13 protein-coding genes are annotated in these 14713 nt (G+C 57.5%); 6 read left to right on the top strand and 7 right to left on the bottom strand.

Annotated elements, in window-relative coordinates; translation table 11 throughout:
- Positions 1 to 97: 97 nt before the first annotated feature.
- From xylH to xylF, 3 genes are all read right to left on the bottom strand, one after another.
- The gene (gene xylH / locus EDF75_RS16260; protein ID WP_045853892.1) at positions 98 to 1279 is read right to left on the bottom strand and encodes a xylose ABC transporter permease XylH; all 1182 of its coding nucleotides are present in this window, start codon (positions 1277 to 1279) and stop codon (positions 98 to 100) included.
- Positions 1257 to 2798, bottom strand: coding sequence for a xylose ABC transporter ATP-binding protein (locus EDF75_RS16255; protein WP_133600162.1), 1542 nt, complete (start codon positions 2796 to 2798; stop codon positions 1257 to 1259). The genes xylH and EDF75_RS16255 overlap by 23 nt, the downstream gene beginning before the upstream one ends.
- Positions 2799 to 2863: 65 nt before the next feature.
- Positions 2864 to 3856: a D-xylose ABC transporter substrate-binding protein gene (gene xylF, locus EDF75_RS16250; RefSeq protein WP_133600161.1), complete on the bottom strand. Its 993-nt coding sequence runs from the start codon at positions 3854 to 3856 to the stop codon at positions 2864 to 2866.
- Between the two features lie 372 nt (positions 3857 to 4228).
- Here xylF and xylA point away from each other — a divergent pair, with 372 nt between their 5' ends.
- Both xylA and xylB read left to right on the top strand, forming a co-directional pair.
- Positions 4229 to 5551 (top strand): xylose isomerase, encoded by a 1323-nt coding sequence (gene xylA, locus EDF75_RS16240; RefSeq protein WP_133600160.1) that lies wholly within the window; start codon positions 4229 to 4231, stop codon positions 5549 to 5551.
- An 88-nt stretch (positions 5552 to 5639) separates the two neighbouring features.
- Positions 5640 to 7094 (top strand): xylulokinase, encoded by a 1455-nt coding sequence (gene xylB / locus EDF75_RS16235; RefSeq protein WP_133600159.1) that lies wholly within the window; start codon positions 5640 to 5642, stop codon positions 7092 to 7094.
- A 41-nt stretch (positions 7095 to 7135) separates the two neighbouring features.
- Here the strand turns inward: xylB and EDF75_RS16230 are convergent, their stop codons facing one another.
- A complete protein-coding gene (locus EDF75_RS16230) occupies positions 7136 to 8131 on the bottom strand; it encodes an acyltransferase (protein WP_133600158.1) in 996 nt (331 codons plus the stop codon).
- Between the two features lie 179 nt (positions 8132 to 8310).
- On the opposite strand from EDF75_RS16230, the gene EDF75_RS16225 reads away from it, so the two are divergent.
- The 3 genes from EDF75_RS16225 (at position 8311) to glyS (ending at position 11744) form a co-directional block, all read left to right on the top strand.
- On the top strand, positions 8311 to 8616 hold the full coding sequence (locus tag EDF75_RS16225) for a YsaB family lipoprotein (RefSeq protein ID WP_133600157.1): 306 nt from the start codon (positions 8311 to 8313) through the stop codon (positions 8614 to 8616).
- Positions 8617 to 8753: 137 nt separating this feature from the next.
- Complete coding sequence (gene glyQ, locus EDF75_RS16220) at positions 8754 to 9665, top strand: glycine--tRNA ligase subunit alpha (RefSeq protein ID WP_041143161.1); 912 nt, start codon at positions 8754 to 8756, stop codon at positions 9663 to 9665.
- A 9-nt stretch (positions 9666 to 9674) separates the two neighbouring features.
- Positions 9675 to 11744, top strand: coding sequence for a glycine--tRNA ligase subunit beta (glyS, locus tag EDF75_RS16215; RefSeq protein ID WP_133600156.1), 2070 nt, complete (start codon positions 9675 to 9677; stop codon positions 11742 to 11744).
- Positions 11745 to 11842: 98 nt separating this feature from the next.
- Here the strand turns inward: glyS and EDF75_RS16210 are convergent, their stop codons facing one another.
- Positions 11843 to 12031 (bottom strand): hypothetical protein, encoded by a 189-nt coding sequence (locus EDF75_RS16210; protein ID WP_045853900.1) that lies wholly within the window; start codon positions 12029 to 12031, stop codon positions 11843 to 11845.
- A gap of 87 nt (positions 12032 to 12118) precedes the next feature.
- On the bottom strand, positions 12119 to 12328 hold the full coding sequence (locus EDF75_RS16205) for a YdgH/BhsA/McbA-like domain containing protein (RefSeq protein WP_041143158.1): 210 nt from the start codon (positions 12326 to 12328) through the stop codon (positions 12119 to 12121).
- A 398-nt stretch (positions 12329 to 12726) separates the two neighbouring features.
- On the opposite strand from EDF75_RS16205, the gene EDF75_RS16200 reads away from it, so the two are divergent.
- Positions 12727 to 14346, top strand: a complete 1620-nt coding sequence (locus EDF75_RS16200; RefSeq protein ID WP_133600155.1) for an ABC-F family ATP-binding cassette domain-containing protein — start codon at positions 12727 to 12729, stop codon at positions 14344 to 14346.
- Positions 14347 to 14446: 100 nt separating this feature from the next.
- Here the strand turns inward: EDF75_RS16200 and cspE are convergent, their stop codons facing one another.
- Entirely contained in the window at positions 14447 to 14659 is a 213-nt protein-coding gene (cspE, locus tag EDF75_RS16195) for a transcription antiterminator/RNA stability regulator CspE (protein WP_004868803.1), read from the bottom strand.
- Positions 14660 to 14713: the final 54 nt, after the last annotated feature.

Below are 14713 nucleotides of genomic sequence, written 5' to 3'. Positions count from 1 at the left end.
GCCATACAATACCGGCCAATGCCCGAACTATTACAAGCTACTTATGCGTAAATCTGGCGGTAGCGCAAATAATTCGGGCATTCTGTTGTCCAGCGTCTCAGGCGCGCCGCTTGGTGGCGGAATCCATCCACACCGCCAGCAGCAAAATGGCGCCTTTAACGATGTATTGCCAGAAGGTGGCGACGTCCATCATGCTCATGCCGTTATCCAGCGCGGACATGATAAAGGCCCCCATGACCGCGCCGGCCACGCTGCCTACGCCGCCGGCAAGGCTGGTGCCGCCGATAACGCAGGCGGCGATGGCGTCGAGTTCGGCGATGTTGCCCGCGGACGGCGAGCCGGCCCCCAGCCGCGAGCTGAGGATCAGCCCGGCAATCGCCACCATCAGGCCGTTGATGGCGAACACCGCCAGCTTGGTTCGCTCTACGCTGATGCCCGACAGGCGGGCGGCCTCAATGTTGCCGCCGATGGCGTAAATCCGCCGGCCAAAGGCGGTGCGGGTGGCCATAAACATGCCGGCCAGCAGCAGCGCGGCGAGGATCAGCACCGGCGTAGGGACGCCGCGATAGTCGTTCAGCAGCCAGATTGCGCCGAGGACGAAAACGGCGGTAAGGGTCTGGCGGCCGACGGCAGCGGTTGAGGCGGAGGTGGTTAACCCCAGCGCCTGGCGGCGCAGGCGGCCGCGCCACTGCCAGATAATAAAGGCGGCCATGCCGACAACGCCGATACCGAAGCCAATGCCGTCCGGCAGGTAGCTCTGGCCGATTTGCGACATTGCCGGGCTGGTCGGGGAGACCGTGGTGCCGTTGGTGATGCCGATCAGAATGCCGCGGAACGCCAGCATGCCGGCAAGGGTGACGATAAACGAGGGCACCTTGCGATAGGCGACCCACCACCCGTTCCAGGCGCCCAGCAGCAGCCCCATCGCCAGCGTCACCACGATGGTGAGCGGCAGCGGCCAGCCGAGCCAAACGTCGAAGATGGCCGCCGCGCCGCCGAGAAGCCCCATCATTGAGCCGACGGAGAGGTCAATCTCGGCGGAAATAATCACAAAGACCATTCCCACCGCGAGGATCCCGGTAATGGCCGTCTGCCGCAGCAGGTTAGAAATATTGCGCGCGCTCAGGTAGGCGCCGTCGGTAACCCAGGTAAAGAACAGCATGATGACCACGATGGCGGCGATCATGACGAAAACCTGAAGATTCAGGCTCTTTAATCCGGGCAGGGCGGCGGAGGCTGATGGGGCCAGTTTTATCTCAGACGGCGTGTTTTTCGACATGGTGTTCGCTCCTCAGTGCGGCTTCCATTACCTTTTCCTGGGTCAGACCCTGGTTGATTAAGTTGGCTTTCAGTTTGCCTTCGTGCATGACCAGCACCCGATCGCTGAGCCCGAGCACCTCCGGAAGCTCCGACGAGATAACGATCACTGCGATCCCCTGCTGCACCAGCTGGTTAATCAGCTTGTAGATTTCGTATTTCGCGCCGATATCAATGCCGCGGGTGGGCTCATCAAGGATTAAAATGCGCGGGTTCAGCAGCAGGCAGCGGGCGAGGATCGCCTTCTGCTGATTGCCGCCGCTGAGCCGGCCGATGGCCAGGTCCGGCGATGAGGTTTTGATTTTGAGGCGCTGGATAGACTGCTGAATGCACAGCTGCTCCCCGGCGTCATCGAGGCTGCTTAGCGGGCCGCTAAACTGGTCCAGCGCGGCCAGGGTGATGTTCTTGCCGACCGCCATCACCGGCACGATGCCGTCTTTTTTGCGATCCTCCGGCACCATGGCGATACCCTGAGCAATCGCCTGCTGGCAGTGATGAATCGCCACCTGCTGACCGTCAATATAGATTTTCCCCTCCCAGCGGCCCGGCCAGACGCCAAACAGGCACTGGACGGCCTCGGTACGCCCGGCACCGACCAGTCCGGCAATGCCGAGGATTTCACCGCGATGCAGCGAAAAGGAGATATCGTTTACGCGTTTAATGTGGCGATTGACCGGGTGCCAGGCGGTTAAATTCTCGACGCGCAAAATCTCGTCGCCGCGGGTATGCGGCTCGCTGGGGTAAAGGGCGGTCAGCTCGCGGCCGACCATCATGGTAATAACATCATCTTCGTTCATACCGCTGGCGTCGCGGGTACCAATATGCTGGCCGTCGCGAATCACGCAGATGGTGTCGGAGATCGCTTTGACTTCGTTGAGCTTGTGGGAGATATAAATACAGGCGATGCCGTGATTTTGCAGATCGCGAATAATGTTTAGCAGGATTGCCGTTTCCTGTTCGGTTAATGAAGCGGTGGGCTCATCGAGAATCAATAAGCGCACCTGCTTGTTGAGCGCTTTGGCAATTTCAACCAGCTGCTGCTGGCCAAGACCTAAATCCCCGACGCGCGTATCGGGTGATATCGCCAAATTGACCTGAGCCAGCAGCTTCTGGCTGCGTAGGGTCATGGCTTCATAATCCAGCAGGCCGTGGCGGGAAATTTCTGCGCCGAGGAAAATGTTCTCCAGCACCGTTAAGTGTTTTACCAGCGCGAGCTCCTGGTGAATGATGGCAATGCCCTTACGCTCGGTATCGCGAATATTGGCGGCCTGCAGGGTTTCGCCAGAGAAAATAATCTCGCCCTCATAGCTGCCGTGCGGATAAATGCCGCACAGCACCTTCATCAGGGTGGATTTGCCGGAACCATTTTCGCCACACAATGAGACAACTTCCCCGGCGTTAAGCCGCAGGCTGACATTATCAACGGCCTTCACCGCGCCGAAAGATTTGGTAATGTTCTTCATTTCAAGTAACCAGGACATAGATGCTCCGCATAAGCGATATCCGGCTGGACGAGAATAACGCCCCGGTTAAGGGGCGTCGGAGGTTACAGTTCGCTCTTTTTGTGGAAACCGTCTTTAACAACCGTTTGTTCAATATTGTCTTTATTGACTTCAATTGGCGTCAGCAGCCGCGACGGGACGTCCTTCAGCCCGTTGTTTAAGGTGGTATCAGCGTGCGGCGCCTTATCGTTACCGAGCTCAACGGCAATTTCTGCCGCGGTGGTGGCAAGCGTCACGATGGGTTTATAAACCGTCATCGTCTGGGTACCAGAGATAATGCGCTTCACTCCGGCGAGGTCGGCGTCCTGACCCGAGATCGCCACTTTCCCCGCCAGCCCCTGGGTGCTTAGCGCCTGGATTGCCCCGCCGGCGGTGGCGTCGTTTGAGGCCACGACCGCATCAATTTTGTTATTGTTGGCGGTCAGTGCGTTCTCCATTATTTTTAAGGCGTTTTCCGGCAGCCAGCCGTCGACCCACTGATCGCCGACAATTTTGATTTTGCCCTGATCGATATAGGGCTTAAGCACCTTCATTTGTCCGGCGCGGAAGAGCTTGGCGTTATTATCAACAGGCGAGCCGCCCATCAGGAAATAGTTTCCCTGGGGCACTTTCTCGACCAGACTTTTGGCCTGCATTTCGCCGACTTTTTCGTTATCGAACGAAATATAGAAATCAATATCTGCGTTATTAATCATACGGTCATAGGCGAGAACTTTGATTCCCTCCTGCTTTGCTTCTTTAATCACGTTACTTAAAACCTGACCGTTGTAAGGAATAATGACCAGGACATCAACGCCGCGATTTATCATATTTTCAATTTGCGACATTTGTGTTTCTTCATTGCCGTTGGCAGACTGTACAAATACTTTCGCGCCTAATGATTCAGCCTTGTTGACAAAAATATCGCGATCTTTCTGCCAGCGCTCCAGTCGAAGATCGTCAATGGCCATACCAATTTTAACTTCTTTAGCAATACCCGCCATGCTGGTCAGAATGAGTGAAGCGCAGAGCGTGAGGCAAAGGTTCTTTATCTTCATAATAATAATACCTTTTTGTAAAGTGCAGGATAAAACGAGCGGTAAAAGCAGACGGTCTGATACGCTGAAGATTCTTAACGGGGAAAAGGGTGCTGGCAATTACCTGTGCTTATTTTGGCGTTATGAAATTTAGTTTATTTGCTGATTTATGACCGCGATCTTATTTTAATCTTTAGGGCCTCAGGGATTGTGCCGATCTTTCATTGGGATAGGACATAAATAGCGAATAAGTCGGTTATTTTTGCGATCTGGCGCACGTTTGCGGATTCTCTCAACGGCGGTGTGAAATAACGTAATTGAGGAAAGTAAAACAGCAATTCTATATTGGCTTATGAATTATTACCCGCCGCATCCCTGAATATGGAGTTCATTATGCAGACCTATTTCGATCAACTCGATCGCGTTCGTTATGAAGGCCCTAAATCCACTAACCCGCTGGCTTTCCGTCACTATAATCCGGATGAGCTGGTGCTGGGTAAACGCATGGAAGAACACCTGCGGTTTGCGGCCTGCTACTGGCACACGTTCTGCTGGAACGGGGCCGATATGTTTGGCGTCGGTTCCTTCAACCGTCCGTGGCAGCAGCCGGGCGACGCCCTCGAAATGGCAAAACGTAAAGCCGACGTCGCCTTTGAGTTTTTCCACAAGCTGAACGTCCCGTACTACTGCTTCCACGACGTTGACGTCTCCCCGGAAGGCGCGTCGTTGAAGGAGTATCTCAACAATTTCGCGCAAATGGTCGATGTGCTGGCGGCAAAACAGGAGCACAGCGGCGTGAAGCTGCTATGGGGTACCGCAAACTGCTTTACTAATCCGCGCTACGGCGCAGGTGCGGCAACCAACCCGGATCCGGAAGTGTTCAGCTGGGCGGCGACGCAGGTCGTGACCGCCATGGACGCCACCCACAAGCTGGGCGGGGAAAACTACGTCCTGTGGGGCGGCCGCGAAGGGTATGAAACGCTGCTCAATACCGACCTGCGTCAGGAGCGCGAGCAGATTGGCCGGTTTATGCAGCTGGTGGTTGAGCACAAACATAAAATTGGCTTCCAGGGGACGCTGCTGATTGAGCCGAAGCCGCAGGAGCCGACCAAGCACCAGTACGACTACGATGCCTCCACCGTTTATGGCTTCCTCAAGCAGTTCGGTCTGGAAAAAGAGATCAAGCTGAATATCGAAGCGAACCACGCGACCCTGGCAGGCCACAGCTTCCACCACGAGATTGCCACCGCCATCGCGCTGGGCCTGTTTGGCTCCGTCGATGCCAACCGCGGCGACCCGCAGCTGGGCTGGGATACCGATCAGTTCCCGAATAGCGTGGAAGAAAACGCCCTGGTGATGTATGAAATTCTCAAGGCCGGCGGTTTCACTACCGGCGGGCTGAATTTTGATGCCAAAGTTCGTCGTCAAAGCACCGATAAGTACGATCTGTTCTATGGTCATATTGGGGCGATGGATACGATGGCTCTGTCGCTGAAGGTGGCGGCGCGCATGATTGAAGATGGCGAGCTGGATAAGCGCGTAGCAAAACGCTATGCCGGGTGGAACGGCGATCTGGGCCAGCAAATCCTCAAGGGGCAGATGACGCTGACGGAAATTGCTCAGCATGCCGCGCAGCATAATCTGGCGCCGCAGCATCAGAGCGGCCACCAGGAGCAGCTGGAAAATCTGGTGAATCATTATCTTTTTGATAAGTGATGATAGTGCCCGGCGCGTCCGGGCATAGGCTATTTAGCACGCTTTTCGCGCCACGCTCAGCCGTGGCGCGCTGTTCAGGAGAGTCTGTATGTACATCGGGATTGATTTAGGTACCTCGGGCGTGAAGGCCATTTTGCTCAATGAGCAGGGTGAGGTACTGGCTTCGCACACGGAAAAGCTCAGCGTCTCGCGCCCGCACCCCTTATGGTCTGAACAAGATCCCGAGCACTGGTGGCAGGCAACGGATAGCGCGATCAAAGCGCTGGGAGAGCAGCACTCCCTGCGCGACGTGAAGGCTATCGGTATCGCCGGGCAGATGCATGGCGCCACGCTGCTGGACAAGCAGCAGCGGGTGCTGCGCCCGGCCATTTTATGGAACGACGGGCGCTGCGGCGAAGAGTGCGTCCTGCTGGAAGAGCGGGTGGAGCGGTCGCGGCAGATCACCGGCAACCTGATGATGCCCGGCTTTACGGCGCCGAAGCTGCTGTGGGTTAAGCGACACGAGCCGGACGTCTTCAGCCAGGTTGATAAGGTCCTGCTGCCGAAAGACTATTTACGCCTGCGCATGACCGGCGAGTTCGCCAGCGATATGTCTGACGCTGCCGGGACGATGTGGATGGACGTGGCAAAGCGCGACTGGAGCGACGAGATGCTCGCCGCCTGCGGCCTAAGCCGCGATAACATGCCCGCGCTATTTGAAGGCAGCGAGGTGACGGGAGCGCTGCGCCCGGCTCTCGCCGCGGCGTGGAATATGCCGCAGGCGCTAGTAGTGGCAGGCGGCGGGGATAACGCCGCCGGTGCCGTTGGCGTCGGCATGGCGGACGCGGGGCAGGCGATGCTATCGCTAGGGACCTCCGGCGTTTACTTTGCCGTCAGCGAGGGGTTTCTCAGCAAACCCGAAAGCGCGGTGCACAGCTTCTGCCACGCGCTTCCCGGGCGCTGGCATTTGATGTCGGTCATGCTCAGCGCGGCATCCTGCCTCGACTGGGCGGCGAAGCTGACCGGCCTGGGTACGGTTCCGGCGCTGATCGGCGCGGCCGAGTCCGCCGATGAGCGCGCGGGCCCGGTGTGGTTTCTACCCTATCTTTCCGGCGAACGTACGCCGCATAACAACCCGCAGGCGAAGGGCGTCTTTTTCGGCCTGACGCATCAGCATGGCCCGGCGGAGCTGGCGCGTGCGGTGCTGGAAGGGGTGGGATATGCGCTGGCGGACGGTATGGATGCGGTCCACGCCTGCGGCATCAGGCCCGAGAGCATTACCCTGATTGGCGGAGGCGCGCGCAGCCCCTGGTGGCGGCAGATGCTGGCTGACATCAGCGGACAGCAGCTGGATTACCGCACCGGCGGCGACGTTGGACCGGCGCTGGGCGCCGCGAGACTCGCGCAGCTGGCGCTGCATCAAGGGGAATCCTGGGCGGACCTGCTGCCCCAGCTGCCGCTTGAGCAGGCTCATCGTCCGAATAGCGAACGCGTCGCGCTCTATGCTCCGCGTCGCGAAACCTTCCGCCAGATTTATCAGCAGCTTCTCCCGCTGATGTCGTAGCGGCGATCCGCTCCCGCGCGGGAGCGGGTTTGACCGTGGCGCTAGCTCACCAGCCGGCGCGTGTCGATGCGCTGCACCAGCGCCGACAGCAGCAGGCTGCCCAGCAGGGCGGCGCTAAAGATCCACAGAATATCCAGCAGCGGCCAGCGGGTGAGCTCCAGGCCGCTGGCCCGCAGCGCGTGGATAATCAGCGCATGAAAGCCGTAGATCCCCAGAGAGTGGCGGGCGATGAGCGCCAGAACGGGGATCTGACGCGCGTTGAGGGTGTTTTTCGCCAGCGTCAGCAGGGCTACCGCGCACACAAACACCGCCGGACCGCAGTATAAATACCAGGTATCGCCGAAGTCGCCGCGCCACTTAAGCTCATGCAGCGTTCCGCGCGATATCACCCACACGGTGCTGGCAAACAGCGCGGCACACAGCAGAGTCAGCCATTTTTTATCCGTCTCCATCATGCCAATTGCCCGGCCAAGCACGCCGTACAGCACGTAGTAAAAGGCATCGCCGCTGATATAGAGATTGAGCGGCAGCCATTCGATACCGCCCGCTTTTACGCTGACCATGTTGGGGTTGGCGAGAATGCCGATGACCAGCATCAGCGCCAGCAGCATCTTGCCGCTGACCTGTTTAACCTGAATAAGCGGCGAGAGCAGGTAGATGACGATAATCGCGAAGAAAAACCACAGGTGATAGAACACCGGCTTTTGCAGCAGGTTTCTTAGCGAGAGCTCGACGTTGATATGGGTAAACAGGGAAATGTAGAGCAGCGACACGGCGCTGTAAAACAGCACGCACAGCACAATGCGCAGAAAGTGCCGCGGCTGGGCGCTGCGTTCGCCGAAAAACAGATATCCAGACATCATGAAGAAGAGCGGGACGCTGACGCGAGAGGCGGAGTTGAGCAGGTTGGCCATATCCCATTCCACCAGGCTGATGGAATGGGGATGGGTGATGTACCAGGTAGTGCTGTGGATCATCACCACCATCATGCATGCGATACCGCGCAAACTCGTAATCCAGTTTATTTTTTCCTGCATCAGTACCTCAGTGGTTCCTTCTTAAACAGGGTCTGACTTCCCTGATACCGCGGTGTCGCAATGGAATATTCTGAGTTTGCCGCCGCGTGCTTGTAGAGATGTGGAGAGATTCGCACAATGTCCGGGTGATTTCACGTAATCTGAACGATAACAATTTGCTAACAAGGCGGTCGAGGAAAATGGTGATGAAATGTTTTTTTTCTGGACTGCTGCTGCTTGTGCTCGCCGGCTGCAGCCAGACGCCCTCCCAGCCGCCACAAAAAGCGCAAAGAGCGCGGATTACGCCGCAAATTACCCTGAATATGGAACAGCTGTGTAAGGATCAGGCGGCAAGACGCTACAGCACCGGGGCCTGGCTGGTTGACGTCAGCCACTTTGAACAGTTCCAGGGAAGCTATGAGCTGTCGGGCCATACCGAGCAGAATGAGCGCTTTATCTGTTCTTTCGATCCAGACGGGCAGTTTTTACATCTTTCTATGCGCTAAATGCCCCGCGGCTGCCGCATGATGGCGTTAATTTCCCCAATTTTGCTTAAACAACGCCGTTTCGTACTGTATATCTCGCAGCCAGCGGGTATACTGATCCCTTCCTTTAAATCCACACGTATCCAGCACGAAATAATATGCAAAAGTTTGATACCAGGACCTTCCAGGGCCTGATCCTGACCTTACAGGATTACTGGGCTCGTCAGGGCTGCACCATTGTTCAACCACTGGACATGGAAGTTGGCGCCGGCACCTCCCACCCAATGACCTGCCTGCGCGCGCTGGGGCCAGAGCCGATGGCGACTGCCTACGTGCAGCCTTCGCGTCGTCCAACCGACGGCCGCTATGGCGAAAACCCGAACCGCCTGCAGCACTACTATCAGTTCCAGGTGGTCATTAAGCCATCGCCGGACAACATTCAGGAGCTGTACCTCGGGTCTCTGAAAGAGCTGGGTATGGATCCGACTATTCATGATATCCGCTTCGTGGAAGACAACTGGGAAAACCCAACGCTGGGTGCCTGGGGTCTGGGCTGGGAAGTGTGGCTGAACGGTATGGAAGTGACGCAGTTCACCTACTTCCAGCAGGTGGGTGGTATGGAATGTAAGCCGGTCACCGGCGAGATCACCTACGGTCTGGAGCGCCTGGCAATGTACATTCAGGGCGTAGACAGCGTTTACGACCTGGTCTGGAGCGACGGCCCGCTGGGTAAAACCACCTACGGCGACGTGTTCCATCAGAACGAAGTCGAGCAATCAACCTATAACTTTGAATACGCCGACGTGGACTTCCTGTTCTCCTGCTTTGAGCAGTATGAGAAAGAAGCGCAGCAGCTGCTGGCGCTGGAAAATCCGCTGCCGCTGCCCGCCTACGAGCGCATTCTGAAGGCCGCCCATAGCTTCAACCTGCTGGATGCGCGTAAAGCCATCTCCGTCACCGAGCGTCAGCGCTATATTCTGCGCATCCGCACCCTGACGAAAGCGGTGGCAGAAGCTTACTACGCTTCCCGTGAGGCCCTTGGCTTCCCGATGTGCAACAAAAACAAATAAGAGGCGGCCATGTCTGAGAAAACTTTCCTGGTGGAGATCGGCACCGAAGAGCTGCCACCAAAAGCCCTGCGCAGCCTGGCTGAGTCTTTTGCTGCGAACTTTACCGCGGAGCTGGACAGCGCTGGCCTTGCCCACGGCACCGTTGAGTGGTTTGCCGCCCCGCGTCGTCTGGCGCTGAAGGTGGCTAATCTGGCCGCTTCCCAGCCGGATCGCGAAATTGAAAAACGCGGCCCGGCGATTTCTGCGGCGTTTGACGCAGAAGGTAAACCGAGCAAAGCGGCCGAAGGCTGGGCGCGCGGCTGCGGTATCACCGTCGAGCAGGCCGAGCGTCTGGCGACCGATAAAGGCGAATGGCTGCTGTATCGCGCCCATGTGAAAGGCGAAAGCGCGGAAGCGCTGCTGCCGAACATGGTCTCAATCTCCCTCGGCAAGCTGCCTATCCCTAAACTGATGCGCTGGGGCGCGTCGGACGTGCAGTTCGTGCGTCCGGTTCACACCGTGACCCTGCTGCTCGGCGACAAAGTCGTGCCGGCGACCATTCTCGGCATCGACTCCGATCGCGTGATCCGCGGGCATCGCTTTATGGGCGAGCCGGAGTTCACCATCGATAGCGCCGAACAGTATCCGCAGATCCTGCTGGAGCGCGGTAAAGTCATTGCTGACTACGAAACGCGTAAAGCCACCATTAAAGCCGACGCCGAAGCCGCAGCGCGCAAAATCGGCGGCAACGCTGACCTGAGCGAAAGCCTGCTGGAAGAGGTGACCTCGCTGGTGGAGTGGCCGGTGGTGCTGACGGCGAAATTCGAAGAAAAATTCCTCGCGGTACCTTCTGAAGCGCTGGTGTACACCATGAAAGGCGATCAGAAGTACTTCCCGGTCTACGCGGAAGACGGCAAACTGCTGCCGAACTTCATCTTCGTCGCCAACATCGAATCCAAAGATCCCATCCAGATTATCTCCGGTAACGAGAAAGTGGTTCGCCCACGCCTGGCGGATGCGGAGTTCTTCTTCAACACCGACCGTAAAAAGCGCCTGGAAGACCACCTGCCGCGTCTGCAGACCGTCCTGTTCCAGCAGCAGCTGGGCACCCTGCGCGATAAAACCGACCGTATTCAGGCCCTTGCCGGCTGGATTGCCGGTCAGATTGGCGCGGACGTCAACCACGCGACCCGCGCGGGCCTGCTGTCGAAGTGCGACCTGATGACCAATATGGTCTTCGAGTTCACCGATACTCAGGGCGTCATGGGCATGCACTACGCGCGCCATGATGGCGAAGCGGAAGACGTTGCCGTGGCGCTGAACGAGCAGTATCAGCCGCGTTTTGCCGGTGACGATCTGCCGTCTAACCCGGTTGCCTGTGCGGTGGCGATTGCCGATAAGATGGATACGCTTGCCGGTATCTTCGGCATTGGTCAGCACCCGAAAGGGGACAAAGATCCGTTCGCACTGCGCCGCGCCGCGCTGGGCGTACTGCGCATCATCGTTGAGAAGAACCTGAATCTGGATCTGCAGACTCTCACCGAAGAAGCGGTGCATCTGTATGGCGACAAGCTGACCAACGCCAGGGTTGTTGATGACGTCATCGACTTTATGCTCGGTCGCTTCCGTGCCTGGTACCAGGACGAAGGCTACGGCGTTGATACCATCCAGGCGGTACTGGCTCGTCGCCCGACCCGTCCGGCTGATTTCGATGCGCGCATGAAGGCGGTTTCGCACTTCCGTACGCTGGAAGAGTCCTCGGCGCTGGCGGCCGCCAACAAGCGCGTCTCCAACATCCTCGCAAAATCTGAAGAGACGCTGAACGATGCCGTTCACGCCTCCGTGCTGAAAGAAGCCGCAGAGATCAAGCTGGCGACCCATCTGGTCGTGCTGCGCGATAAGCTGCAGCCGTTCTTCGCCGAAGGCCGCTACCAGGAAGCGCTGATCGAGCTGGCCTCCCTGCGTGAACCGGTGGATGAGTTCTTTGAGAACGTGATGGTCAACGCCGAAGATCGGGACGTGCGTATCAACCGACTGACGCTGCTGTCCAAACTGCGCGAGCTTTTCCTGCAGGTCGCGGACATTTCTCTGCTGCAGTAAGCGCCTTTTGGCAACAAAAAAACCTGCCTTCTGGCAGGTTTTTTTATGGCGCGGAGATGCTCATGGCGCCATCTGCTCGCCTACAGGCTGGCCCTTAACTACTCCAGGTTGCCTGCCGTCAGGCTCTCTTTATCGAAAGCGTGGCTGACGTTAATGCGGTTTTGATGCATCGACGTATCGATGCTGGAGCCCGCTTCTGGCGCTACGGCATGACGTTCTGCTGCCATGACGCCGGTTGATAGTGAGGCTGCCAGAAACAGGGCGGTCATCACGCTGATATTTTTCATTTTAGATTCCTTTTCATCGTGCTGTCGTTGTCGCCTGTATGCTTGATTCCGGCGGCCGGCACTCTCTAAAAGCGCCATCAATGCGATTTATTTGGTCAGTTCTGCGGTCATATGAACGCGGTTGTTGAACTGGGCGCTGGTAATTTTGTAGGACGCACCCTGCTCAGCAGCCTGGGCGGCAATTTTAGCTTCTGCACGGTCCAGGGTGGAGGCGGTGGTGCTGATGCTCTGAGCAAATGCGCCGAAGGACATCAGAGAAAGTGCGGTAACTGCAACGAAAGTTTTGATAGATTTCATGGTCGTATTCCTGAGGTTGTTTGTCTGTAATAGGGCGTTGTGCCCTGATGTGATAAATAATAGACCGATCGTCTGGTGATTAAAATCGGAACAATTTGCGCATCTTGTTCAAAAAAATAGAACAAAATTTTATCGATAAATTCCGGGGGCTCATCGTTATGACCGGCGATAAATACGTCCGTCAGTTGGCCCATCGGCGCGGCTACTTTTGCCCCGTAGCGGCGCGGGCGCTGAAATAATAATCTTGAAATGTGGGGGGCGGTGTGGCTATTCTGTGTCCCGACGAATCCCTCGTCTTACTGAGAGCACACTGAAAATGGATAACCACGCCTGCTGAATTCACTCCTTGCCAACACTATGTGCGGCAGGGGAAGTATCGATTTCATTCAGGAGTGCTTATGGCCCATTGTGCCCAATCCCCCGCTTTTATTTTGCATCAGATCACCTGTCAGTTTGCGACGGGAGACATGCTGTTTGGCCCGCTAAATTTATCGTTAGAGACGTCGTTCTGCGGCCTGGTCGGCCGTAATGGCGTCGGCAAAACTCGCCTGCTTCGGCTGCTGGCGGGCGTTGACTCTCCTTCCGGCGGACATATCGAACGCTGTACCTCGCTGGCCTATGTTGCCCAACATCCGGCACTTGCTTCCAGCACGACCCTGGCCGACCTGCTGGGCTATGAGCCCATTTTCTCTGCTCTGCTGCGGCTTGAGCGCGGGGAAGGATTCGCTGACGACGTCGAGAGCCTGGAGGGTTTCTGGGATCTGCGCGAGCGTCTGAGCGCGGCGTTCGCCGATGCCGGCCTGCCGGCGTTTTCTCCCGAACGACTCGCGTCGTCGCTGAGCGGCGGCGAGCGGGTGAAAGCGCTGCTGTGCGGGGCCTTTCTCTCAGGCGCGGACTATTTGCTGCTGGACGAGCCGACAAATCACCTCGACGGGCAGGGCCGCGAATGGTTGTATCGGCAGCTGGAGCGCTGGCGTGGCGGGGGAATCATCGCCAGCCACGATCGTGAACTGCTGGCGCGAATGCCGCGTATCCTTGAGCTCACGCCGACGGTGCTGCGAAGCTATGGCGGGAACTACGCCGACTATCGGCAGCAGCGTGATGCCGAACAGCAGGCCGCACGTACCGCGCTGGAGCATGCCGCGACCGAACGCCGCCGCACCCGGGCGCGAATGCAAAAAGAGCATGATGCCAGCCAGCGGCGATCTGCGCAGACGCTGCGGGTTGTCGATACGCTGAATATTGCCTCGTTTGAACGCGTGAAGTATAAAGGCGCGGCGAAGGAGCGCCCCGGAACGCTCCAGCGGCAGCATCGGGAGCAAAATAGCGCGCTCAATACCGCCGTCGCCCAGGCGCACGAGCGGGTAGAAGATGAGGCATCGGTGATGTTCACTCTACCGGGAAGTCAGATCGCCGCCGGTAAACAGGTCCTGGTGCTGGAGGATCTACGGCTGGCCCACTCGGCGGCAGCGCCGCTGAGCTGGCGTCTTGATGGGCCGATGCGCGTAGCTCTGCGCGGGCCTAACGGCTGTGGAAAAACCACGTTACTGAAAACGTTGGTCGGTCTCGAGCAGCCGGTTTCTGGAGAGTGCCGACTGTCGGTTCATGCGGCGTGGCTGGATCAGCACCTGACGCAGCTGGACCTGTCGCTATCGGTTTTAACGCACCTTAATCTTGACGATACGCCGCTGGAGGAGGGCGTGCTGCGCAGCCGGCTTGCCCAGCTGCAGCTGGGGGCGGATAAAATCAATCTGCCGCTGGCGGCCCTGAGCGGCGGGGAACGGCTGAAGGCGGCGCTGGCCTGCGTACTGTGGCGGCGGGACGCCACTCAGCTGCTGCTGCTCGATGAGCCGACTAACCACCTGGATTTAGCCTCTGCCCAGGCCATTGAAGCGGCGCTGGCGGGATTCCCCGGCGCGATGCTGGTGGTGTCGCATGACGAGGCGTTCCTGCAGGGGCTGAAGCTTACCCACGCTTTAGCGTGGCGAGACGGCGGCTGGCAGCTTGAGCCGTATTAAAACGAAAAAAACCGCCATGCGAGGTGGCGGTTTTCTGATATTCAGATAAAAAAAATCCCCGCCGCGAGGCAGGGATCTTGAATTCTGAGCTTATTTAAGCTTACAGGCTGGTAACGTTGCCAGCTGCCGGGCCTTTAGCGCCGCTTTCGATGGTGAAGGAAACTTTCTGACCTTCATCCAGAGATTTGTAGCCATCGTTCATGATAGCGGAGAAGTGTACGAATACATCTTTAGAACCGTCATCAGGAGTAATGAAGCCGAAACCTTTATCAGCGTTGAACCATTTTACGATACCAGTCATTTTACCGGACATAGCGAAATACCTTTAAATAATAAATGAACCTTTCGGCGATACGGTCTGGACTAC

The organism is Klebsiella sp. BIGb0149 (assembly GCF_004362605.1).
Taxonomy (GTDB): domain Bacteria; phylum Pseudomonadota; class Gammaproteobacteria; order Enterobacterales; family Enterobacteriaceae; genus Klebsiella; species Klebsiella terrigena.
Note: the sequence above shows the minus strand (reverse complement) of the source record. Positions and strands in the feature narration are given on the sequence as shown.